Source organism: Mucilaginibacter gossypiicola, assembly GCF_900110105.1.
In the GTDB taxonomy this organism is placed as follows: domain Bacteria; phylum Bacteroidota; class Bacteroidia; order Sphingobacteriales; family Sphingobacteriaceae; genus Mucilaginibacter; species Mucilaginibacter gossypiicola.
Window position 1 is genome coordinate 576,736 of the sequence record NZ_FOCL01000002.1, and the last position, 17,874, is coordinate 594,609.

Here is a 17,874-nt window from a genome sequence, read left to right on the forward strand (position 1 = left end):
TTAAAACTCAGTACTTATGACTAACCTCCTGGGTATGATCTCAGCCCGTCTTTCAGTTTGGTAAAACAAACAGCAGTTTGTTTTGCAACCAAAGCAAGGCACCCCTTGAGAATTGTATTGCGCAAAGATATGTTTTGATTTTGGATTTCGGATGTGGGATTTCGGATTTTTGAAGGATATCTCCTGTTTACAATAAACTTGCTACCAAAACGAGGCAAAATTTACAAGGCTCGCAAAGACGCTATAGCGAAAACCCGTATTCCTTTTTCTTCTTCTTTTAGTGTCTTTGCGCTAAATAATCCAATTGAAATTTCACCAATCCATCAACAGTAAATAACCTTTTTAGCCCCTTTATTGGCTTTTAAATTAACATGTTACTAAATTCGAAATCGAAAATCCGAAATCCGAAATCAAAACCCTACTTTAGCAAACTTTTATAAAACATTGCTATGCTTAGAACTCATACCTGCGGCGAATTAAATATCAGCCATTTAGGCCAAACCGTTACATTATGCGGTTGGGTACAAAAATCGCGCGATTTGGGCGGTACTACTTTTATCGACGTGCGCGACCGTTATGGTTTAACCCAATTGATATTCAACACAGATACAGATGCTACGCTGCGCGAAAAAAGCCGTGAACTTGGTCGCGAGTTTGTGATCAAAGTTACCGGTAATGTAATTGAGCGTGCCAGCAAAAACACCAAAATCCCTACCGGCGAAATTGAAATTGCTGTTACTGATATTGAAGTGCTTAACGCAGCAAAACTGCCTCCGTTCCTGATTGAGGACGAAACAGACGGCGGTGAGGAATTACGTGCTAAATACCGTTACCTTGATCTTCGTCGTAACCCTATACGCAATAACCTGGTGCTTCGCCACAAAATGGCGCAGGAAGTGCGTAAATATTTAGATAAGCTTGATTTTATCGAAGTTGAAACCCCGGTGCTGATCAAATCGACCCCGGAAGGCGCACGCGATTTTGTGGTGCCAAGCCGCATGAACGCAGGCGAGTTTTACGCCCTGCCGCAATCGCCTCAAACTTTTAAACAGTTACTGATGGTAAGCGGTTTTGACCGTTACTTCCAGATCGTAAAATGTTTCAGGGACGAGGATCTGCGTGCCGACCGTCAGCCGGAGTTTACCCAGATTGACTGCGAGCTTTCGTTTGTGAGCCAGGAAGATATCCTGAATATATTTGAAGGGCTTACCCGCCATCTGTTCAAAACTGTAAAAGGTATTGACCTGGGCGAGGTTCCGCGTATGCTGTATTCGGATGCTATGCGCTTATACGGATCAGACAAACCAGATGTACGTTTTGGGATGCAGTTTGTTGAGCTGAATGATATTGTTAAAGGCAAAGGTTTCAGCATTTTTGATAATGCCGAACTGGTTGTGGGCATCAATGCCAAAGGCTGTGCAAACTATACCCGCAAACAGGTTGATGAACTGACCGAATGGTTAAAACGCCCTCAAATTGGTGTAACCGGTATGATCTATTGCCGCTACAACGAAGACGGCACCCTGAAATCATCGGTTGATAAATTTTACAACGAGGACGAGCTAACCAACTGGGCAGCTGCATTTGGCGCTGAAAAAGGCGACTTAATGCTGATCCTGGCTGGTGGTGCCGATAAGGTACGTAAACAACTGAACGAATTACGTTTGGAAATGGGCTCCCGTTTAGGCCTGCGCGATAAAAACACTTTTGCACCACTGTGGGTGGTTGACTTCCCGCTGTTGGAGTGGGATGAAGAAAGCGGCCGTTACCATGCCATGCACCACCCGTTCACCTCACCAAAACCAGAGGATATTGCTTTGTTAGATACCGAGCCGGGCGCAGTACGTGCAAATGCTTATGATTTGGTAATCAATGGCACCGAAATAGGCGGTGGTTCTATCAGGATCCATGACCGTGGCCTGCAGTCATTGATGTTCAAGCATCTTGGTTTCTCGCCGGAAGAGGCACAAAAGCAATTCGGCTTCCTGATGGATGCTTTTGAATATGGTGCACCTCCTCATGGCGGTATAGCATTTGGTTTCGACCGTTTGGCGTCGATATTCGCAGGATTAGATTCTATCCGCGATGTGATCGCCTTCCCTAAAAACAATTCGGGCCGCGATGTGATGATCGATTCACCATCAACCATTGCCGAGGCACAAATGACCGAGCTAAAAATCAAAACAACGGTTTAATTAACCCAAACATACACTGAGCCCCCTTTACAGCAAAGGGGGCTTTTATTTGGATGTCCATCATGAAAAAATATCTTTTACTGCTAAGTGCAATTATCATTACGCTGATAATGTCATGTGATAACTCTGTGAAATTGAACCAGGCTAAACAGGCACGTATAGACGATTCCCTGATCCGTATTTATCTGAAAGCCAATCCGCAGATCAAGGCCCAAAAAGACCCATCGGGAATTTATTATCAGATCTTATCTGAAGGTAAAGGTGATCATCCAAAAGACAACTCCCTGGTTACTGTAAATTATACCGCGGCATTATTGAATGATATGGTTGTAGACAAAGGGAATGGCTATTCGAGTCCGCTTGATCACCTGATTAAAGGCTGGCAAATAGGCATTCCGTTGGTGAAAGAGGGAGGCTCCATATTACTCATTGTACCCTCGGGCCTCGCTTACGGTGCTAATGGGCCAGGCCGTATTCCCGAAAACTCGGTACTGGTGTTCTCCGTGGATTTAACAGAATTTAACTAATTCTGCCAAAATAAGTTCAATTGCCGTAGCGTTCTGTTGCTTTTTGCCCAACAAATTAATTTAACAACAGAACTACTAACGACATGAAGAAATTCTTATTATTCGTATTCGCTCCGCTGGTGCTCCTCGCCTCATGCTCAAAAGACAAATTTGACTCTGCAAAACAGGCCGCTACAGATGACGCCGCAATTAAAGCTTACATCGGTACCGATACGGCATTTCATGCTACTGCCGATGGCTCTGGCGTTTATTACAAAATTGTAACGCAGGGCACAGGAACAAAGCCGTCGGCCTCATCAACGGTTAAAGTAACTTATACGGGCATGTTATTAAACGGCACCAAATTCGCCTCAAACAGCACAGTAACCCAAAGCCTTAGCGGGTTTATTGCCGGCTGGCAATCGGGCCTGCTTTATTTGCAAACAGGCGGCCGCATCATTTTGGTTATTCCTTCAAGGGATGGCTATGGCAACACTGCCCAGGATAATATTCCTAAAAATTCGGTTTTGGTATTTACGATTGATCTGCTTAGTTTTAGCTGATTTACCAATCGCTAAAACCCAAAATGAGAAAAACCCTGTTGCTGCTATTGTTTGCGCCGCTATTGATCCTGTCTGCATGTTTTAAAGATAAGTCGCCCGATCCGCAGCAAAATGTCCTGAACGAGGATGGCAATATCAAAATTTATCTGGCAGCACACCCCGAAATCAGCGCTACAAAAGATACTTCAGGGCTTTATTACCAGGTTATCGCGCCAGGGACTGGTACTCATGCCGGCCCCAATGCAACAGTAACCATCGACTATTCGGGACAGTTGCTGAGCGGTGTAAGTATAAACGGACAAACCGATTACAGCAATAAGCTCAATGTTTTGTTAACCGGATGGCAGATAGCGATCCCAATGATTGCCGCAGGCGGAGAGATCCTGCTTATTGCACCTTCCCGGTTAGCTTACGGTGTTTATGGTACCAGCCAGATCCCGCCTAACTCGATAGTGATCTTCGATATCAAACTAAAAAAAATAGATCAGTAACAAAATAAACATAAAGGCCGTCCATAAAGATGGCCTTTATGTTTTAACCCATCATAAGGACAACCTTTTGCCTTTAACCTTTATCCTTTCGCCTTCAAAAACTATCTTTGCGCTGTGAGCGAGAAAACCATTTTAAAACTGCAGTTGCCTACCGATCCGCTTTGGGTTAAAAACGTGGTAGAGAGCAATATCGAAGAGATTTTGACCGACCATGCCTTTTGCGAACAAAAGGCCGCCAGTAATGCTATAACCCTTATTGTTCAAAATCCCAACCTGAGCGAACTGGTGCAGGAAATGGCCCTGTTGGTACAGGAGGAAATGGACCATTTTAAACGTGTACATGATATTATACTGGAGCGTGGTTATATTCTTGGCCGTGAGCGCAAGGATAATTATGTGAACGAACTCCGGAAATTTATCATCATTGGCGGTGGCCGCGAAGCCCAGCTGATTGACAGGCTACTGTTTTCGGCCATGATAGAGGCACGGAGCTGTGAGCGCTTCAAGGTACTATCTGAAAATATCAATGACGATCAGCTGGCTACTTTTTACCACGAACTGATGATCAGCGAAGCCACCCATTATTCCATGTTCATTCGCCTGGCAAAAAAATATGCCGAGGAAATTGATGTTGAGGCCCGCTGGAAACAGTTCCTGGAATATGAAGCCCAGGTAATTCAAAATTACGGTAAGGGTGAAACTATTCATGGGTAAGTCGTAGCTATTAAGAAGGGGGTTAAGAACAAATAAAAATAAGCTGTCATTGCGAGGCACGAAGCAATCGCGGACTATACAGGGCGGACATGCATTAGCTACGAGATTAACGTCCCCTCTGGGTCTCTCGTAGATACAAGTTTACCCACAAAATTGCTTTGTCGTTTAATCAGCCAAGCCTTTTGTTTTGCCCCTCTGGGGCAAAGGGTATTTCTATACTTTTTATGCTACAAACCTTTTGCACCTCTGGTGCATCTGTCCTTAAGCATCTCAATTAATACCTGATTATGTAGTAAAACCTTGCCGGCCCCAGCGGGGCCACGTGTTTATAGCATTAAAAGAGGGCTTTTTTGACTCCTTAGGTGCCTCCTATTGAAATTTCAGGTTGGTGAATTTTGTGGGTTAACTTGTATCTACGAGATACCCTGAGGGGACATGACTTTCCAACTTTCGGACTTTTACTTAAAACTTTCTAACATAATGCGTTATTTTACATCATGTCGCGTTTCAAAGTATTTTCGGTTGTTATACATATTGCCGGCTGGCTGCTGTTCATGGCTTTCCCGCTGGTTTTTTTAAATAGCCGGTCACTATACAATACTTCTGTTACTTCTTTTCTGGAAAAGCCGGCCTACTGGATATTTTGCCTCACTTATATAGTCCTTTTTTACAGTAACGCTTACCTGTTCATTCCGCAGTTCTTTTTAAAAAAGAAGTATTTAATTTACAGCATTATATGCGTTGTTTTATTGGGATGTGTTTACATGCTCCAACCGTTCGACAGACTTTTGCGAAGCACTGAAGGCTGGAGAATGCGTAACGGGATGGTGATTCCGCCCCCTCCGTCTTTTGATGGCCGCCGTTTTGGTCATCATAGGTTTGGTACTCTTTCTCCTGATACGCAGGGAGCGTTTGAACGGCCACCGTATTTCCATCCCGATTCCTTAGGGCAAAAAAACCGTTTCGGACATCCACGCAGATTCAGGAAACCGTTTGATAGTACCAGTCTGTTCATTTTCCTTATGATTATGGCGCTGAGCATGGCAATCAAAACCGTTCAGCAGTGGCAGCTTACCGAACAACGTGCAGCCCGGGCCGAGGCCGATAAAACCAATGCCGAGCTCTCATTCCTGAAAGCACAGATCAATCCGCACTTCCTGTTCAACACGTTAAATAATATTTATACGCTTGCTGCTATCAAAGATGATAATGCGGCAGATAGTATCATGAAGCTCTCGAACATTATGCGCTATGTTACCGACGATGTTGCCGAAGACTTTGTACCACTGCAAAGCGAAATTGATTGTATCAGCGATTATATTGAACTGCAACGCCTTCGCATAGGCAAAAATACCGCAGTTAATTTTGAGGTTAACGGGAATATTGGCATAAGAAAAATAGCTCCTCTGGTGATGATGACCTTCATCGAAAATGTTTTTAAATATGGAGTGAGCAAACATGAACCATCGGCTATAGATATCATGATCAATATCCATGAGCTTGATATTTCCTTTTATTGCAAAAACCGGATCTTTGGTTTACAGAAAAGCGATTACCAGCGCACAGGCATCGGCATAAAAAACACCAGGCAACGGCTGGAACATTTATATCCCGGCAAGCATTTGTTAAGCATAAGCAGTCTCAATAATGAGTATATTGTTCAACTTACTTTACAAGCTTAAATTATGGTGCTTAAATGTATAGCTATTGACGATGAACCGCTTGCCTTAAGGCTCATAAGTGATTATGTATCGCGTTTCCCTGCGTTACAAATGGTTAATACGTTTGAAGATGCCATTACCGGAGCCGAATTTTTAAAGACAACCCCCGTCGATCTGCTTTTTGTTGATATTAACATGCCCGATATTACCGGAATCGATCTTGTACGTTCTCTCCAGGTAAAGCCCATGGTAATATTTACCACAGCCTATAAAAACTTTGCATACGAAGGTTTTGAACTGGAGGCACTTGATTATATCTTAAAACCGATAGACATCAAGCGCTTTACCAAGGCTGTTGAAAAAGCTGTGGATTATTATAAATACAAAACCAAACCCACTGCCGAAGAGGCCGACGAAAGCCTGTACGTGTACTCCGAATATCGTATGGTTAAGATAGACCTGGGTACTATCGAATACATTGAAAGTATGGAGGATTATATCAAGATCCATATCACTAACGATAAAACAATCCTCACGCTAATGCCGATGAAAAAGGTATTGGAAAAACTGCCTTCTGCCAAATTCCAGCGCATACACCGCAGCTATATTGTACCTGTTAACAAGATCCGGTCTATCCAGAACCGTAAGGTTCAGCTTACCGACGTAGAATTGCCAGTAAGTGAAACTTATAATGATTTTGCCCGCAACTGGGCTAAATTGAAATAGAAGGCTCCCCGGGTGGTTAAACCAATCACTTCCATTACGTTCGCCTATACAAAACTGCTATTCATCGATACATAATTGATGAAGACCCGCTATGCCCCCATATTTATATCGTAAACCAATTATAACCCCATAAATGGTTTATATAATACCCCTTTTCATAATAGTTGCGATAGTAGCGTCTGTATGTTAGTAGTACATGCAGGCGCTTTTTTAAAACAGTATTCCGTTGGAAGCAAAAAAGTTACTCCCCCTAATCAGCTTTTTTCTCATTGTATTAGCCCGTAAAACAAATGCACAAAGCCTTGGCGACCCGGTGGTCAGCATTACTTTCGGCTCGGGAACATCCACGCACTCTGGCGCCTTGCCTGCCGACTCTGGGTCGACGAGCTATCCTTACAGCAGTGCCGATTTTCCGAGTGATGGTTATTATACCATTGAAAATACTACTGCTGGTGCGGGCAATGTTTGGTGGTCGGCAACAGACCATACAGGTAATACAGGAGGCTACATGATGGTAGTAAATGCCAGTAGATCCTTAACCGATTATTTTTATAAACGTACTATTACGGGTTTGTGCTCCAATACAACCTACCAGTTTTCGGCCTGGGTAGTGAACTTGTTAAGGAGCAATGATATCAGCCCGCCCAATATCACTTTCGCTATCGAAAAAACGGATGGCACAACCATTCAAAGTTTTAATACCGGTACTATTGCCCGTACCAGCGGCAGCTATAAATGGGTACAGGAATCATTTAATTTTACATTACCTGCGGGTGTTGGCGATGTGGTAATCAAGATGATCAACAACAGCGCGGGTGGTGCTCCTGCAAACGACCTTGCAATTGATGATATTGTTTTCAGGCCTTACGGCCCGGTTATAGCGGCAAGCTTCAGCAGTTCAAGCTCGACATTAACAGCCTCGGCTTGTTCGGATGTTCCGCAAACATATACGCTTAATACCACTATCCCCAGTGGCTACACGGTTTTATGGCAATACAAAAACGGCAGTGGTGCATGGACAGATCTTACCGGGGCGGGCAGCACCGGCTCAAGTTACCAGATTACCTCACCAACGGTGGCCGGCACTTATTATTACCGGGCCGTAACAGCACAGGCAGGTAACATCAATTCGGCACTTTGCCGGTCGGCATCAAATGTACTTACACTTACTGTTGGCGCACCTCCTTCATCAACGGCAACAGCCAATACGCCTGTTTGCGCCGGCACAACGTTAACGCTAAGTGCATCAACCGGGGTAAGTTATCAATGGACGGGCCCAAATGGTTTTACATCAGCCATTCAAAACCCAACCATCAGCAATGTAACTGCAGCGGCAGCAGGTACATATTCGGTTACGATTAAATCATCCTCCAACTGCGAGGTAGTAGTACCTTTGCAGGTTGTAGTAAATGCCCAGCCTGTTGCGGCAGTTGACGCCGTTGAACCCATTTGCGAGGGCAATTCAGTAACATTAAATGCCAGCGGAGGCTCAACCTATTCATGGTCGCCTACAACGGGCCTCTCAGATGCTAATATTGCCAATCCAGTTGCCAGTCCAACAGACACTACGCTTTATACCGTTACAGTAAGCAACGGCACCTGCACCTCAACGGCTAACGTACAAGTGAATGTGCTTAAAAAACCTGTTGCCAGCGCAGGGCCAGACAAGCATATTACCCAGGGGCAGTCAACTACGCTTAATGGCAGCACTAAAGGCACAAACGTAAGCTATTACTGGACCCCAACCGATTATCTGAGCAGCAGCCTTGAACTTAAACCAACCGCCTCACCAATGGAAGATATCACCTATACCCTGCATGTGGTATCAAACTCGGGCTGCGGTGACGAAGCTACCGACGAGGTGTTTGTGCGTGTTTATAAAAAAGTAGTTATCCCCAACACCTTTACGCCCAATGGCGACGGTGTTAACGACACCTGGGCTATTGAAGCACTTGATACTTACCCAACTTCAACCACCCAGGTATTTAACAGATATGGCGCGCTGGTATTTAAAAGCACCGGCTACCCCCAGGCCTGGGACGGCAAATATGGCGGCCGGGTTATTCCATCGGGTACGTATTATTATGTGATTGATTTGAAGAATGGAAATGTGATGAGTGGCTGGGTGATGGTGGCGAGGTGAGTTTTTAAGTCTTAAGTTCGAAGTCAGAAGTTTTAAGCCAGAAATGCCGAGTTTTCAAATTTTATGTTGACCTGGAACTGTGAACTTAAGATTTGCGACTTGAGACTAAAGACTTGAGACTTCCGATTTAAATCCCACCACATTCAGCAGATAATTATCCATCATATCAATATCCACCACATCATTCAAAAAGCCGATGTGCATATCCGGGCGGATGATGAGCGCTTTCTTTTGATTTTCTTTAATTTCGAAAGCATCAAAAATGTGTTGGTTTTTGGCCGATGGGGGCAAGTAAAAGAAGTTAAGATTGGCCCCATAGTTTTGAGTAATCCATTTGGCTACGGTGAACAGGTCAAGTTCCTTGAGTTTGCCTAAACAAATGAGTGTAAAGCCCGGTTTGCTGCACCATTCGTGCAGGTCAGTTTCCAGTTGCCGCTTTTCGTCGAAAACTTTGAGGTAGGGCAGCCTGTCGCCAGCTTTGATTAAGGTGGCGTGGCTCAGGTTAAGATTTATCGGGCTATGGCGATAGGCTATACCGGTTTGTGATACCCGTTTAAAAAAAGCTTCGCGCAAATTGGGTTTACGCCACACCCATTTTAAAGCAATGGGCAGCAAATACTTCTTTAGTAAATTAATGAACCAGTTACGCGACAGGATCATTTTAAAGATCCGGTCGGTAGTGTTGAGCAGGTCTTTGGCTACAGGCATCCGTTCCTGGGCGTAGCTACCCAACACCGATGCTTTAAGCCGATCATTAACCACACCTGCCAGCTTCCAGGCCAGGTTATAGGCATCTTGTAAACCGGTGTTCATGCCCTGCCCGCCAACCGGCGAGTGAATATGCGCGGCGTCGCCAATCAGAAAGCAACGTTGCTCCCTGAATTTATCGGCCATGCGATGGTGCAGGCGATAGGTGGTGAACCAGTTGGTATGTTCAACAATGATCTGCTGCTTGGTAACATCCCGCAAGTGCGGTAATACCTCTTCAATTTGCAGTTCGTCTTTTTTATCAAATTCATCGGGCAGGTTACCTACAACGCGGTAGCTCCGTTCATCGGGCATAGGGAAAAAACCAGCAAAACCTTTTTTTGACAGGAACAGGTTAACCTTGTCCCCGAAATCGGCATCTATTTTAATATCTGCCAAATAAAACTGGTGCTGGTAAGTATCGCCATTAAAAGGAATATTCAGTTGCTTGCGTACAGTGCTATGTGCGCCATCTGCACCAATCAGCCAATCGCAGGTGATGGTTTGTTTATCCTCGCCGCTTTGCAGTTGCAGGGTTACCTTATCGGCATCCTGGCTTAGTGACAGTAGCGAAGTATTCCAGTATACGGGGCAGCAATTCAGCGTAATAAAATCAAGCAATAACCGCTCGTTTTTACTTTGCGGGTACATCTGGATAAAGGGGAAAGCCGTTTGCGTTTCGCCAACATTTGCCAGCGAAAGGCTGGCTACTTCGGTGCCCTCCTGGTTAAATTGTACACCACCTCCGCGTTTGCCATCGTTGAGCACTTTATCGATGACTCCCATTTGCCTATAGATTTCCATAGACCGGGCCTGCACCGCCAATGCCTTTGAGTGTGAGGTTGGCCCCTGCTTGCTATCAATAATTACCGGCTGCACGCCATATCGTAAAAGCTGAGCTGCCATCATCAAACCCGATGGTCCGGCACCTACTATTACAACGGGGCTATGCTGCTGGCTTATGGTCATTTATTGCCGTGATAGAGTAAAAATATGGTAGGACGTTTATGCAGATCGGGCACCTTCTTTTGCCACTCGGCAATAGTTTTGGTTTGCACAAGTTCTGTAGCGGCAGTAAGGTCGCAAGCAATACAAAGCTTGGTTTTAGGGTTGCCTGTTTTCAGAATCTCCTCAAGCATTGGGTTATTGCGGAAGGGTGTTTCGATGAACATTTGGGTTTGATCGAGCTTTACAGCCGTATTTTCCAGTTCCTTGATCTTTTTAGCGCGAAGTGCTTTATCAATAGGCAGGTAGCCATGAAACGCAAAGCTTTGGCCGCTAAAGCCAGATGCCATCAGCGCCAGCAAAATAGAGCTTGGACCAACTAAAGGCACAACCTTAATACCCATGCGATGGGCCTTATCAACAATTTCGGCACCGGGATCAGCAACGCCGGGACAGCCGGCTTCGCTCATCAAGCCTACATCATTACCGGCCTGCAGGCCCTTAAAAAAATCGGCCTTGCCCATATCGCGGTTGTGTTTACCGTAGTCGTGGATCACCAGTTCGCTTTGCGGAGTTTTTAAACCGGCTTCTTTTAAAAAACGGCGTGCAGTTTTTTCATTTTCCACAATGTACTCTTTGATACTGTTGATAGTATCAACCAGGTAGGGCGTAAATGATTTTGCGGCCGCGTCATCGGCCAGCGGTACGGGAATTAAATAAAGGGTTCCATAGGGCATATTGCAAAGTTGGTGTTTTTTGTTTAATTTAAGCTATCAAAAGGAGGCTGAAAAATGAGACAATTAGGTGTAAACTGGTTTATAGAAGGCCATATTGACTTTGAATACAAAAAATATATCCTGCTAAGCTACCTGCAGGAAATTAACAGCCACTTTGACAACAGCCGGTTATACCCCAACCTGGCCGACCTTATTTTTCACTATAACAACCTCATCGATTTTAAAAAGAATAAAACGCTGCTGCAGCAAGCTTTCCCGCAACGTTTAACCCAGGCTGATATCGAAGCAGTAAAGCTTACCTATCAAAAAATCATTACAGATGATCAAAGGATGCTGGAGATAGAGCAGATCATTACCTATGCCCTCGGCAAAATGGACCCGGCTATAAAAACCGGCAGGGATATTTACGATTTTGTTGAAAGCCACGTTAATATTGATCCGGTTGGCATTATCCCTTTAATGCCTTATCATGGCTATTTTTCTTTACGAAACGGAAAAGAAAGTACCAACCGGATCTATGAATATCAGATCACTATTTTTGAGGACAAGAACGATAAATATCGCGGTATCAACGTGGCTTTTGTTGATACTTATGAGCAAAGCATTAGTAATACGCCCGAAAGTATAAAGCTGAACCTTATTAACCGTAATAAGTTTTTACCCAACCCTGCAGTTTACTATGTACACAGTGATATCACCTTCCCGCTTGAGCAAACGCTGTTGCCCGTAGCAAAAAGGAGTTTGGTTAAGTTTATCTCAAATGCGGCATAGTTACGCATGTTGTTCAATGTTTGCTTACGCCGATTCTTTATACAATACCATTCCAGCGTGATAGTATACACCATCTCTGAAATCGCCTTCGGCGGTAAAGCCGGTATCGTCAAGATATTCAACGTGATTGCCTAATACACTGTAGTAGCCTGTGTAGGCATTTTGTTTATCGCCGCGGGCTTCGGTATAACGGCCGTTGGGCAAAAATTCGTGACGGATCAACCCATCGCGGGTAACCCATACACCTATATAATAGTGTGCGTTTATTGTTGTATTGCTGTTGAAAGTGTTAAATCTTTCCATGCTTCTAATTCGTTTTGAACGAAGGCAAGCTTTTTCTCAACCAGGCCGTAAGCATCTTCGCCTAAAAATAAATTTAGCGGCGGGTTATCTTCTTTAGTTATGCTGATCATAGCCGCGGCTGCTTTTTCAGGATCGCCGGCTTGTTGCTTGTCCATGTCGTTTTGGTGAAAATTTACTGTATCGCGTACGTTTTGATAGTCGGCTATCTGGTTTTGAGGTACCGCTAAGGAACCGGCCGACAGGAAATTAGTCCTGAAATAACCCGGTTGTACGATGGTAACCTTTATACCAAACGGCGCAACTTCGGCCGATAAGGTTTCGGAGAAACCGTTAACGGCAAACTTGGTAGCGCAATAAATGCCGCCACCTGCAAATGCACCGGTAAAGCCTCCTATCGATGATACATTTAAAATATGCCCCGATTTCTGGGCGCGCAGATAAGGCAGCGCCTTTCGGATCACATTCAACGATCCAAATACGTTGATCTCAAAGTTATCACGGGCCTCACGGTCAGTCAGTTCTTCGATGCCGCCTAATAAGCCATAACCGGCATTATTAACAACAACATCAATTTTTCCGAAGGTTTTCACTGCAAGCTCAATGGCTTCCTGTACGCTGTCTTCGTTGGTTAAGTTAACGGCAAGCGGCAAAAACTGCCCGTTATGCGCATCAACCGCTTTATTCAGATCGCTTAAATTGCGCGATGTAGCGGCTACCTTGTAGCCCTCGCTTAATAGTTTTTTTACCAGGGCAAGTCCCAGGCCTTTTGAGGCGCCTGTTACAAACCACACTTTGTTGTTTTCCATAGTTTTATTTTGATAGATTTTGATTTTATTGATTTGTTACTGCTTTACCGGTAATATTTGATTTTCGCTTATTTTGATGGAAAAGATCGCCGGATTAACCTTATCGGGTTTGGCCGAGCGGGCGTACCACAACTTCGTTAACGGTAATATTGTCCGGCTGACTTATCGCGTAGATCACTGCGTTGGCAATAGCCTCTTCATCAAGCTTGGGCATATTGGTCAGATTACCATACAAGCCCTTGATTTTAGGGCTGGTAATATCATGCCCTAACTCCGACTTTGTAGCGCCGGGGTAAATAGTGGTTACTTTAATGGTTTGGGCAACCTCCTCGCGCAGGGTTTCCATAATGGCCTTAACAGCGAATTTGGTACCGCTGTACACCCCGATGCCTGGCGATGTTTTTAACCCGCCTACTGATGAGGTTGAAAGAATATGACCTTCACCACGCTCAATCATGTGGGGCAGTACGGCATTAATACCATACAATACACCTTTAATGTTAATGTCGATCATTTTGTCCCACTCGTCAACATGTCCTTCTTCAAAAAAAGAAATGGGCATGATGCCGGCATTATTCCACATTACATCAATATGGCCAAATTTGGTTATAGCCTGTTGTATAAGATTGCCCAGATCTGCACGTTTGGCAACATCGGTTACTACATACATGGCATTCCCGCCAATTTCTTCAACCAGGGCTTTCAGCTGATCTTCGCGACGGGCGGCCAAAACTACTTTTGCGCCAAGCTGAGCCAGTTTTCGGGCAGCCGATGCGCCGATGCCACTGCTGGCACCGGTTATCACAATCACTTTATCTTCGATACTTTGCATTTTATTGTTTTTATATAGGTAGATATAGGGTAACAGAATAAAATTTAGAAATCGGTTGAGCAGGTTACATCCTGCCACTGCCTGATTTCATTGTGTAAAGTGTCAAGCTTAGCCAAGGCTCGATTGTATGCATCGCCACCTAATAACAGGTACAATGGCGAGTTTTCTTCGTAAGCTGTGTTGATAATGGCAGTTGCAGCCTTTTCCGGGTCGCCGGCTTGCTTGCCATCCATTTTAAGGTATTTGTTGTGGATAGCGCGAACCTCGGTGTAATCATCTATTTTATTTTCGGTGATTGAAAGCGAGCCGGCAGTAAGGAAGCTGGTGCGGAAAGCACCCGGCGCAACCACTGTAACTTTAATGCCTAATTCTTTAACGTCGGCGGCAAGCACTTCAGAAATGCCGATCACTGCATATTTTGATCCGGCGTAAATTGCCCACCCGGCGTTGCCGGTAATACCCGCGATAGATGAAATGTTGATGATATGCCCCGAGCGTTGTTTACGCAGGTAAGGCATCACCGCACGGATTACGTTCAATGTACCAAATACGTTTACATCAAATGCCACGCGGGTTTCGGCATCGCTAAGCTCTTCAATAGCGCCGCCTATCCCATAACCGGCATTATTGATCACTACATCGATACGGCCAAAAACTTCATGAGTGTGCTGTAAAGCCAGCGATACGCTGCTTTCATTTGCCAGATCGACCTGTAGAGGTAAAAAGTTATTGCTTGTTGTATTAACCGCTGCGGTTAACTCCTGTAAATTTCTGGAAGTAGCGGCAACAAGCTGTCCTGCATCCAATAGTTGTTTTACCAGGCTAAGGCCAAAGCCTTTCGAAGCCCCGGTAATAAACCATACTTTGTTGTTGTCCATAAAAAGTGTTTGCTTTGTTTGTTTGAGATAAAACAAAGTTACAGCTACAACAAAGGGTGCGCATTACATTAATCAAACCAAAGGTTACAAAATTCAAACATTACGGAACGAACTTGGTGTTTGCCGGGTTTGTTTTTTGAAAAAGTTATTGAAATGAGTAGGCTCTTCAAAGCCCAGGCAGTAGCCAATTTCAGAAATATTCCAGTCGGTATGCCTTAATAATGATTTGGCTTCGCTCAGCAGCCTGTCGGCAATATGATCGGTAGTGGTTTTGCCGGTAGTTTCGCGGATGGCCCTGTTGAGGTGATTTACATGTACCGAAAGCCGCTGCGCAAAATCATTGGCAGAGCGCAGTGAAAACCGTTGCGACGGTGTTTCAATAGGAAACTGACGCTCCAGCAACTCGGTAAATACTGATGTTATCCGCGATTTAGCGTCAACGTGCTTGTAAACATTTTCAGACGGCTCCGTTTTAAGCGCATAATAAATTAGTTCGGTAACATAGTTGCGCAGCAAGTCATATTTAAAAGCATATTCGGTATTGATCTCGGTCAGCATTTTCTGAAAAAGAGCCGTTACATAGGCATCCTGCTCATCATTTAAGGCATACACAGGCTTGGCATTAAGACCAAACACCGGGAACTCACTTAAGCCGGTACGGAACTTTTCCAGGAAAAACTCTTCAGTAAATATGCAGAAGAAACCGGTGCGGTCATCAGACATATGTTCAAATGTATAAGGCACCATAGCGCTGAAAAACATCAGCGTTGTGCCCGAAAGCTTAATGCTTTTATCGGCATAGTGAATGATATTGTCGCCGCGCATCATACTAATCTTATAAAAGGTACGGCGGCTGTAGGTTACCTGCTTTGCATTAGGGCCAATACAATCCTCAATCCTGAATACATTAAAGTGCCCGATGTTTTGCTGCAGGTTATTGGGTAACCAGTTAACCTTCTTTTGATAAAAATCCTCAAGTGTTTCTGCTTTCGACATAAATCAAAGTTACAAAAATCAAACCGGGGTGTCAAGTATAGGCATTTCAGCGAAGTAAATGCAATAGGTTTGCTGTAAAAAATAAAAGCCTCCCAACCTTGCGTCGGGAGACTTTCAACCTAAACCTTATCACAATTAAACCGGTAAGTTTACCAGTTCGCTCTTGTTATTACAATCACTGTGCCAAAACCCGAAACTTTTTAAATTTTTTGTTAATGTATCCTTGTTGATACATTAACAATAGGTTAAAAGGGAATTTACTTTACAAAAAGTGTGTAGATAAGTGTCAAAAAGACACTGTGACATTATTTGGCATTACAGAAAAGTGAACACTTTATGCCTCTTTTGCAGCTTTTTTTCTACGCAAGTAACTATCGGTTAAAAATAGCGCCAAAATTACATCAAACACGAAAAAACTTTTCATTAAAGTACTATTGAAGATACTGCTTGCAGAAGGCAATTTTAAACTCGCCGGTAGCTTAACATCCAATCCGCTGAACAAATTGCCCGAAATTTTAACATTTGAGAGGATAACTATTAGCAGGGCCAAAATGCTCAGCACGAAAAAAGCCGCAATGCTTAATATTATCTTTTTATTGATTGTTGACTTTAATGGAACCAATTGCTCGGCCCTGATGGCCTCCATTACATTATAACTAAAAGCCATGGATGGCTCATCAAGCTCCATACTGGCAAATTCCTGGTTTAGCACAAGCAACTCGGTATACTTTTGTTTGTATACCTCATCTGTTTCAATAAGCCGCGCAATGGCTTCCTGCTCTGCCGGAGTGCAGGTACCATCAATATAGTTCCAAAGTTTTTCTTCGATGGTGTTCATATCAGTTCTTTGACCTCGTGTTTTAAATTGCGCTCCAGCTTTTCTTTCAAACGCTGGCGTGCCCTAAATAGTTTAACCTTAACGGTATTTGTTTCAATACCCATTGTTTGGGCAATTTCTTCTAACGATTGCTCGCCCTTATAAAACATGGTAATAATGGTAGCATCATCGGGCAATAACTGCTCAATAGCCTGGTTCAGGTAGTACGACCGCGATTTATTTTCTACATTATTGGTATCATATGCCGATTCGTGGCTTTCAACCTGCACAAATGTACCCTCATCATCAATCGAATCGGTATCTACCCGTTTCTTTCTTAAAAATGTCATAGCCGTAGTATAAACTATACTATAAAGCCATGTACTAAATTTCGACTGCCCCTGGAAAGATGCCAGTGAGCGGTATGCTTTTACAAAACAATCCTGTGCAATCTCCTCAGCATCTTCCCGACCTTTGGCAAAACGCATGGCCAGCGTAAAAACAAAACGTTGATGCCGCTTAACCAAATCGGCATACGCAAATTGGTTACCCGCCAGGGTTTGCTCAATAAGTTCGATATCTGAAAGCTTGCTTTGCATTATATAACCACTGTGACTACGCTTTGGCGTATGGGGTTACACCTATATGTAAATATAATTTATTTTGGTGGGAATGGTGTCGTGGTATGGCATTGCTTTTATGGCTCAAAGGCACAAGTCATCCATGCCTATACCAGCCACACAAGACTTGCGTCAGATGAGGGGCTTGTAACGAAAAACCCGGGTCCGAGTCAACGCCATTGTCTGAACTCGAATTAAACGAATTTTAAGAATTTCTTTAGCATTCTGTTAATTCTTTAATTCAAAAAATTCGAGTTCAGACAAACCACTAATCTCTACCATAGCGTTGCCTGCGGCCAGGCTTTACACTCATACGCCTGCAGGCATTACACTCATTGGCTGGTATCCGCTTCAATCCCTAACGCAAATTTGGGTTCATTTAAAGTTTTGTTGTCCAAACTCAAACTCCCAAATACACACCCT

The 17,874-nt window shown here is 44.0% G+C and carries 18 protein-coding genes; 9 read left to right on the forward strand and 9 right to left on the reverse strand.

Translation table 11 applies throughout. From position 1 onward, the window contains the following. Positions 1-449: 449 nt before the first annotated feature. The 8 genes from aspS to BMX50_RS07765 all read left to right on the forward strand — a co-directional run bounded on the left by aspS (position 450) and on the right by BMX50_RS07765 (position 8,999). Positions 450-2,195, forward strand: coding sequence for an aspartate--tRNA ligase (gene aspS, locus BMX50_RS07730; RefSeq protein WP_091209834.1), 1,746 nt, complete (start codon positions 450-452; stop codon positions 2,193-2,195). 62 nt (positions 2,196-2,257) lie between these two features. Then, positions 2,258-2,722, forward strand: coding sequence for an FKBP-type peptidyl-prolyl cis-trans isomerase (locus BMX50_RS07735; protein WP_167667842.1), 465 nt, complete (start codon positions 2,258-2,260; stop codon positions 2,720-2,722). Between the two features lie 83 nt (positions 2,723-2,805). Further along, the gene (locus BMX50_RS07740) at positions 2,806-3,264 is read left to right on the forward strand and encodes an FKBP-type peptidyl-prolyl cis-trans isomerase (RefSeq protein WP_091209837.1); all 459 of its coding nucleotides are present in this window, start codon (positions 2,806-2,808) and stop codon (positions 3,262-3,264) included. A 23-nt stretch (positions 3,265-3,287) separates the two neighbouring features. After that, positions 3,288-3,755, forward strand: a complete 468-nt coding sequence (locus BMX50_RS07745) for an FKBP-type peptidyl-prolyl cis-trans isomerase (protein WP_091209840.1) — start codon at positions 3,288-3,290, stop codon at positions 3,753-3,755. 114 nt (positions 3,756-3,869) lie between these two features. After that, positions 3,870-4,469: a MiaE family protein gene (gene miaE / locus BMX50_RS07750; protein ID WP_208864663.1), complete on the forward strand. Its 600-nt coding sequence runs from the start codon at positions 3,870-3,872 to the stop codon at positions 4,467-4,469. 497 nt (positions 4,470-4,966) lie between these two features. Then, positions 4,967-6,151 (forward strand): sensor histidine kinase, encoded by a 1,185-nt coding sequence (locus BMX50_RS07755; RefSeq protein WP_091209842.1) that lies wholly within the window; start codon positions 4,967-4,969, stop codon positions 6,149-6,151. A gap of 3 nt (positions 6,152-6,154) precedes the next feature. Further along, positions 6,155-6,856, forward strand: coding sequence for a LytR/AlgR family response regulator transcription factor (locus tag BMX50_RS07760; RefSeq protein WP_091209844.1), 702 nt, complete (start codon positions 6,155-6,157; stop codon positions 6,854-6,856). A 226-nt stretch (positions 6,857-7,082) separates the two neighbouring features. Further along, positions 7,083-8,999 carry a T9SS type B sorting domain-containing protein gene (locus BMX50_RS07765; protein WP_091209846.1) on the forward strand — a complete coding sequence of 639 codons (1,917 nt, stop codon included), beginning with the start codon at positions 7,083-7,085 and terminating at the stop codon, positions 8,997-8,999. A 105-nt stretch (positions 9,000-9,104) separates the two neighbouring features. On the opposite strand, the gene BMX50_RS07770 is transcribed toward BMX50_RS07765, so the two are convergent. Together BMX50_RS07770 and BMX50_RS07775 are read right to left on the reverse strand one after the other, a co-directional pair. Then, positions 9,105-10,715, reverse strand: coding sequence for an FAD-dependent oxidoreductase (locus BMX50_RS07770; protein WP_091209848.1), 1,611 nt, complete (start codon positions 10,713-10,715; stop codon positions 9,105-9,107). Then, positions 10,712-11,428, reverse strand: a complete 717-nt coding sequence (locus tag BMX50_RS07775; RefSeq protein WP_091209851.1) for an SAM-dependent methyltransferase — start codon at positions 11,426-11,428, stop codon at positions 10,712-10,714. Before BMX50_RS07775 ends, BMX50_RS07770 begins: the two co-directional genes overlap by 4 nt. Positions 11,429-11,482: 54 nt before the next feature. On the opposite strand from BMX50_RS07775, the gene BMX50_RS07780 reads away from it, so the two are divergent. Continuing rightward, a complete protein-coding gene (locus tag BMX50_RS07780) occupies positions 11,483-12,199 on the forward strand; it encodes a hypothetical protein (RefSeq protein ID WP_091209853.1) in 717 nt (238 codons plus the stop codon). Between the two features lie 24 nt (positions 12,200-12,223). Here BMX50_RS07780 and BMX50_RS07785 read toward each other — a convergent pair whose 3' ends face one another. The 7 genes from BMX50_RS07785 to BMX50_RS07815 all read right to left on the reverse strand — a co-directional run bounded on the left by BMX50_RS07785 (position 12,224) and on the right by BMX50_RS07815 (position 17,430). Beyond that, positions 12,224-12,502 (reverse strand): Atu4866 domain-containing protein, encoded by a 279-nt coding sequence (locus tag BMX50_RS07785; protein WP_091209855.1) that lies wholly within the window; start codon positions 12,500-12,502, stop codon positions 12,224-12,226. After that, a complete protein-coding gene (locus BMX50_RS07790; RefSeq protein WP_091209857.1) occupies positions 12,463-13,308 on the reverse strand; it encodes an oxidoreductase in 846 nt (281 codons plus the stop codon). The genes BMX50_RS07785 and BMX50_RS07790 overlap by 40 nt, the downstream gene beginning before the upstream one ends. A gap of 100 nt (positions 13,309-13,408) precedes the next feature. Then, on the reverse strand, positions 13,409-14,140 hold the full coding sequence (locus BMX50_RS07795; RefSeq protein ID WP_091209859.1) for an SDR family oxidoreductase: 732 nt from the start codon (positions 14,138-14,140) through the stop codon (positions 13,409-13,411). A gap of 44 nt (positions 14,141-14,184) precedes the next feature. Beyond that, on the reverse strand, positions 14,185-15,018 hold the full coding sequence (locus tag BMX50_RS07800; protein WP_091209861.1) for an oxidoreductase: 834 nt from the start codon (positions 15,016-15,018) through the stop codon (positions 14,185-14,187). Between the two features lie 93 nt (positions 15,019-15,111). Continuing rightward, positions 15,112-16,014 (reverse strand): helix-turn-helix domain-containing protein, encoded by a 903-nt coding sequence (locus BMX50_RS07805; protein WP_091209863.1) that lies wholly within the window; start codon positions 16,012-16,014, stop codon positions 15,112-15,114. A 334-nt stretch (positions 16,015-16,348) separates the two neighbouring features. After that, the gene (locus BMX50_RS07810) at positions 16,349-16,852 is read right to left on the reverse strand and encodes an anti-sigma factor (protein ID WP_091209865.1); all 504 of its coding nucleotides are present in this window, start codon (positions 16,850-16,852) and stop codon (positions 16,349-16,351) included. Then, entirely contained in the window at positions 16,849-17,430 is a 582-nt protein-coding gene (locus BMX50_RS07815) for an RNA polymerase sigma factor (protein ID WP_091209867.1), read from the reverse strand. Before BMX50_RS07815 ends, BMX50_RS07810 begins: the two co-directional genes overlap by 4 nt. Positions 17,431-17,874: the final 444 nt, after the last annotated feature.

Coding starts and splice junctions, on each gene's coding strand:
- aspS (WP_091209834.1), top strand. CDS start 450: ATGCTTAGAACTCATACCTGCGGCGAATTAAATATCAGCCATTTAGGC.
- BMX50_RS07735 (WP_167667842.1), top strand. CDS start 2,258: ATGAAAAAATATCTTTTACTGCTAAGTGCAATTATCATTACGCTGATA.
- BMX50_RS07740 (WP_091209837.1), top strand. CDS start 2,806: ATGAAGAAATTCTTATTATTCGTATTCGCTCCGCTGGTGCTCCTCGCC.
- BMX50_RS07745 (WP_091209840.1), top strand. CDS start 3,288: ATGAGAAAAACCCTGTTGCTGCTATTGTTTGCGCCGCTATTGATCCTG.
- BMX50_RS07755 (WP_091209842.1), top strand. CDS start 4,967: ATGTCGCGTTTCAAAGTATTTTCGGTTGTTATACATATTGCCGGCTGG.
- BMX50_RS07760 (WP_091209844.1), top strand. CDS start 6,155: ATGGTGCTTAAATGTATAGCTATTGACGATGAACCGCTTGCCTTAAGG.
- BMX50_RS07770 (WP_091209848.1), bottom strand. CDS start 10,715: ATGACCATAAGCCAGCAGCATAGCCCCGTTGTAATAGTAGGTGCCGGA.
- BMX50_RS07775 (WP_091209851.1), bottom strand. CDS start 11,428: ATGCCCTATGGAACCCTTTATTTAATTCCCGTACCGCTGGCCGATGAC.
- BMX50_RS07780 (WP_091209853.1), top strand. CDS start 11,483: ATGAGACAATTAGGTGTAAACTGGTTTATAGAAGGCCATATTGACTTT.
- BMX50_RS07785 (WP_091209855.1), bottom strand. CDS start 12,502: ATGGAAAGATTTAACACTTTCAACAGCAATACAACAATAAACGCACAC.
- BMX50_RS07790 (WP_091209857.1), bottom strand. CDS start 13,308: ATGGAAAACAACAAAGTGTGGTTTGTAACAGGCGCCTCAAAAGGCCTG.
- BMX50_RS07795 (WP_091209859.1), bottom strand. CDS start 14,140: ATGCAAAGTATCGAAGATAAAGTGATTGTGATAACCGGTGCCAGCAGT.
- BMX50_RS07800 (WP_091209861.1), bottom strand. CDS start 15,018: ATGGACAACAACAAAGTATGGTTTATTACCGGGGCTTCGAAAGGCTTT.
- BMX50_RS07805 (WP_091209863.1), bottom strand. CDS start 16,014: ATGTCGAAAGCAGAAACACTTGAGGATTTTTATCAAAAGAAGGTTAAC.
- BMX50_RS07810 (WP_091209865.1), bottom strand. CDS start 16,852: ATGAACACCATCGAAGAAAAACTTTGGAACTATATTGATGGTACCTGC.
- BMX50_RS07815 (WP_091209867.1), bottom strand. CDS start 17,430: ATGCAAAGCAAGCTTTCAGATATCGAACTTATTGAGCAAACCCTGGCG.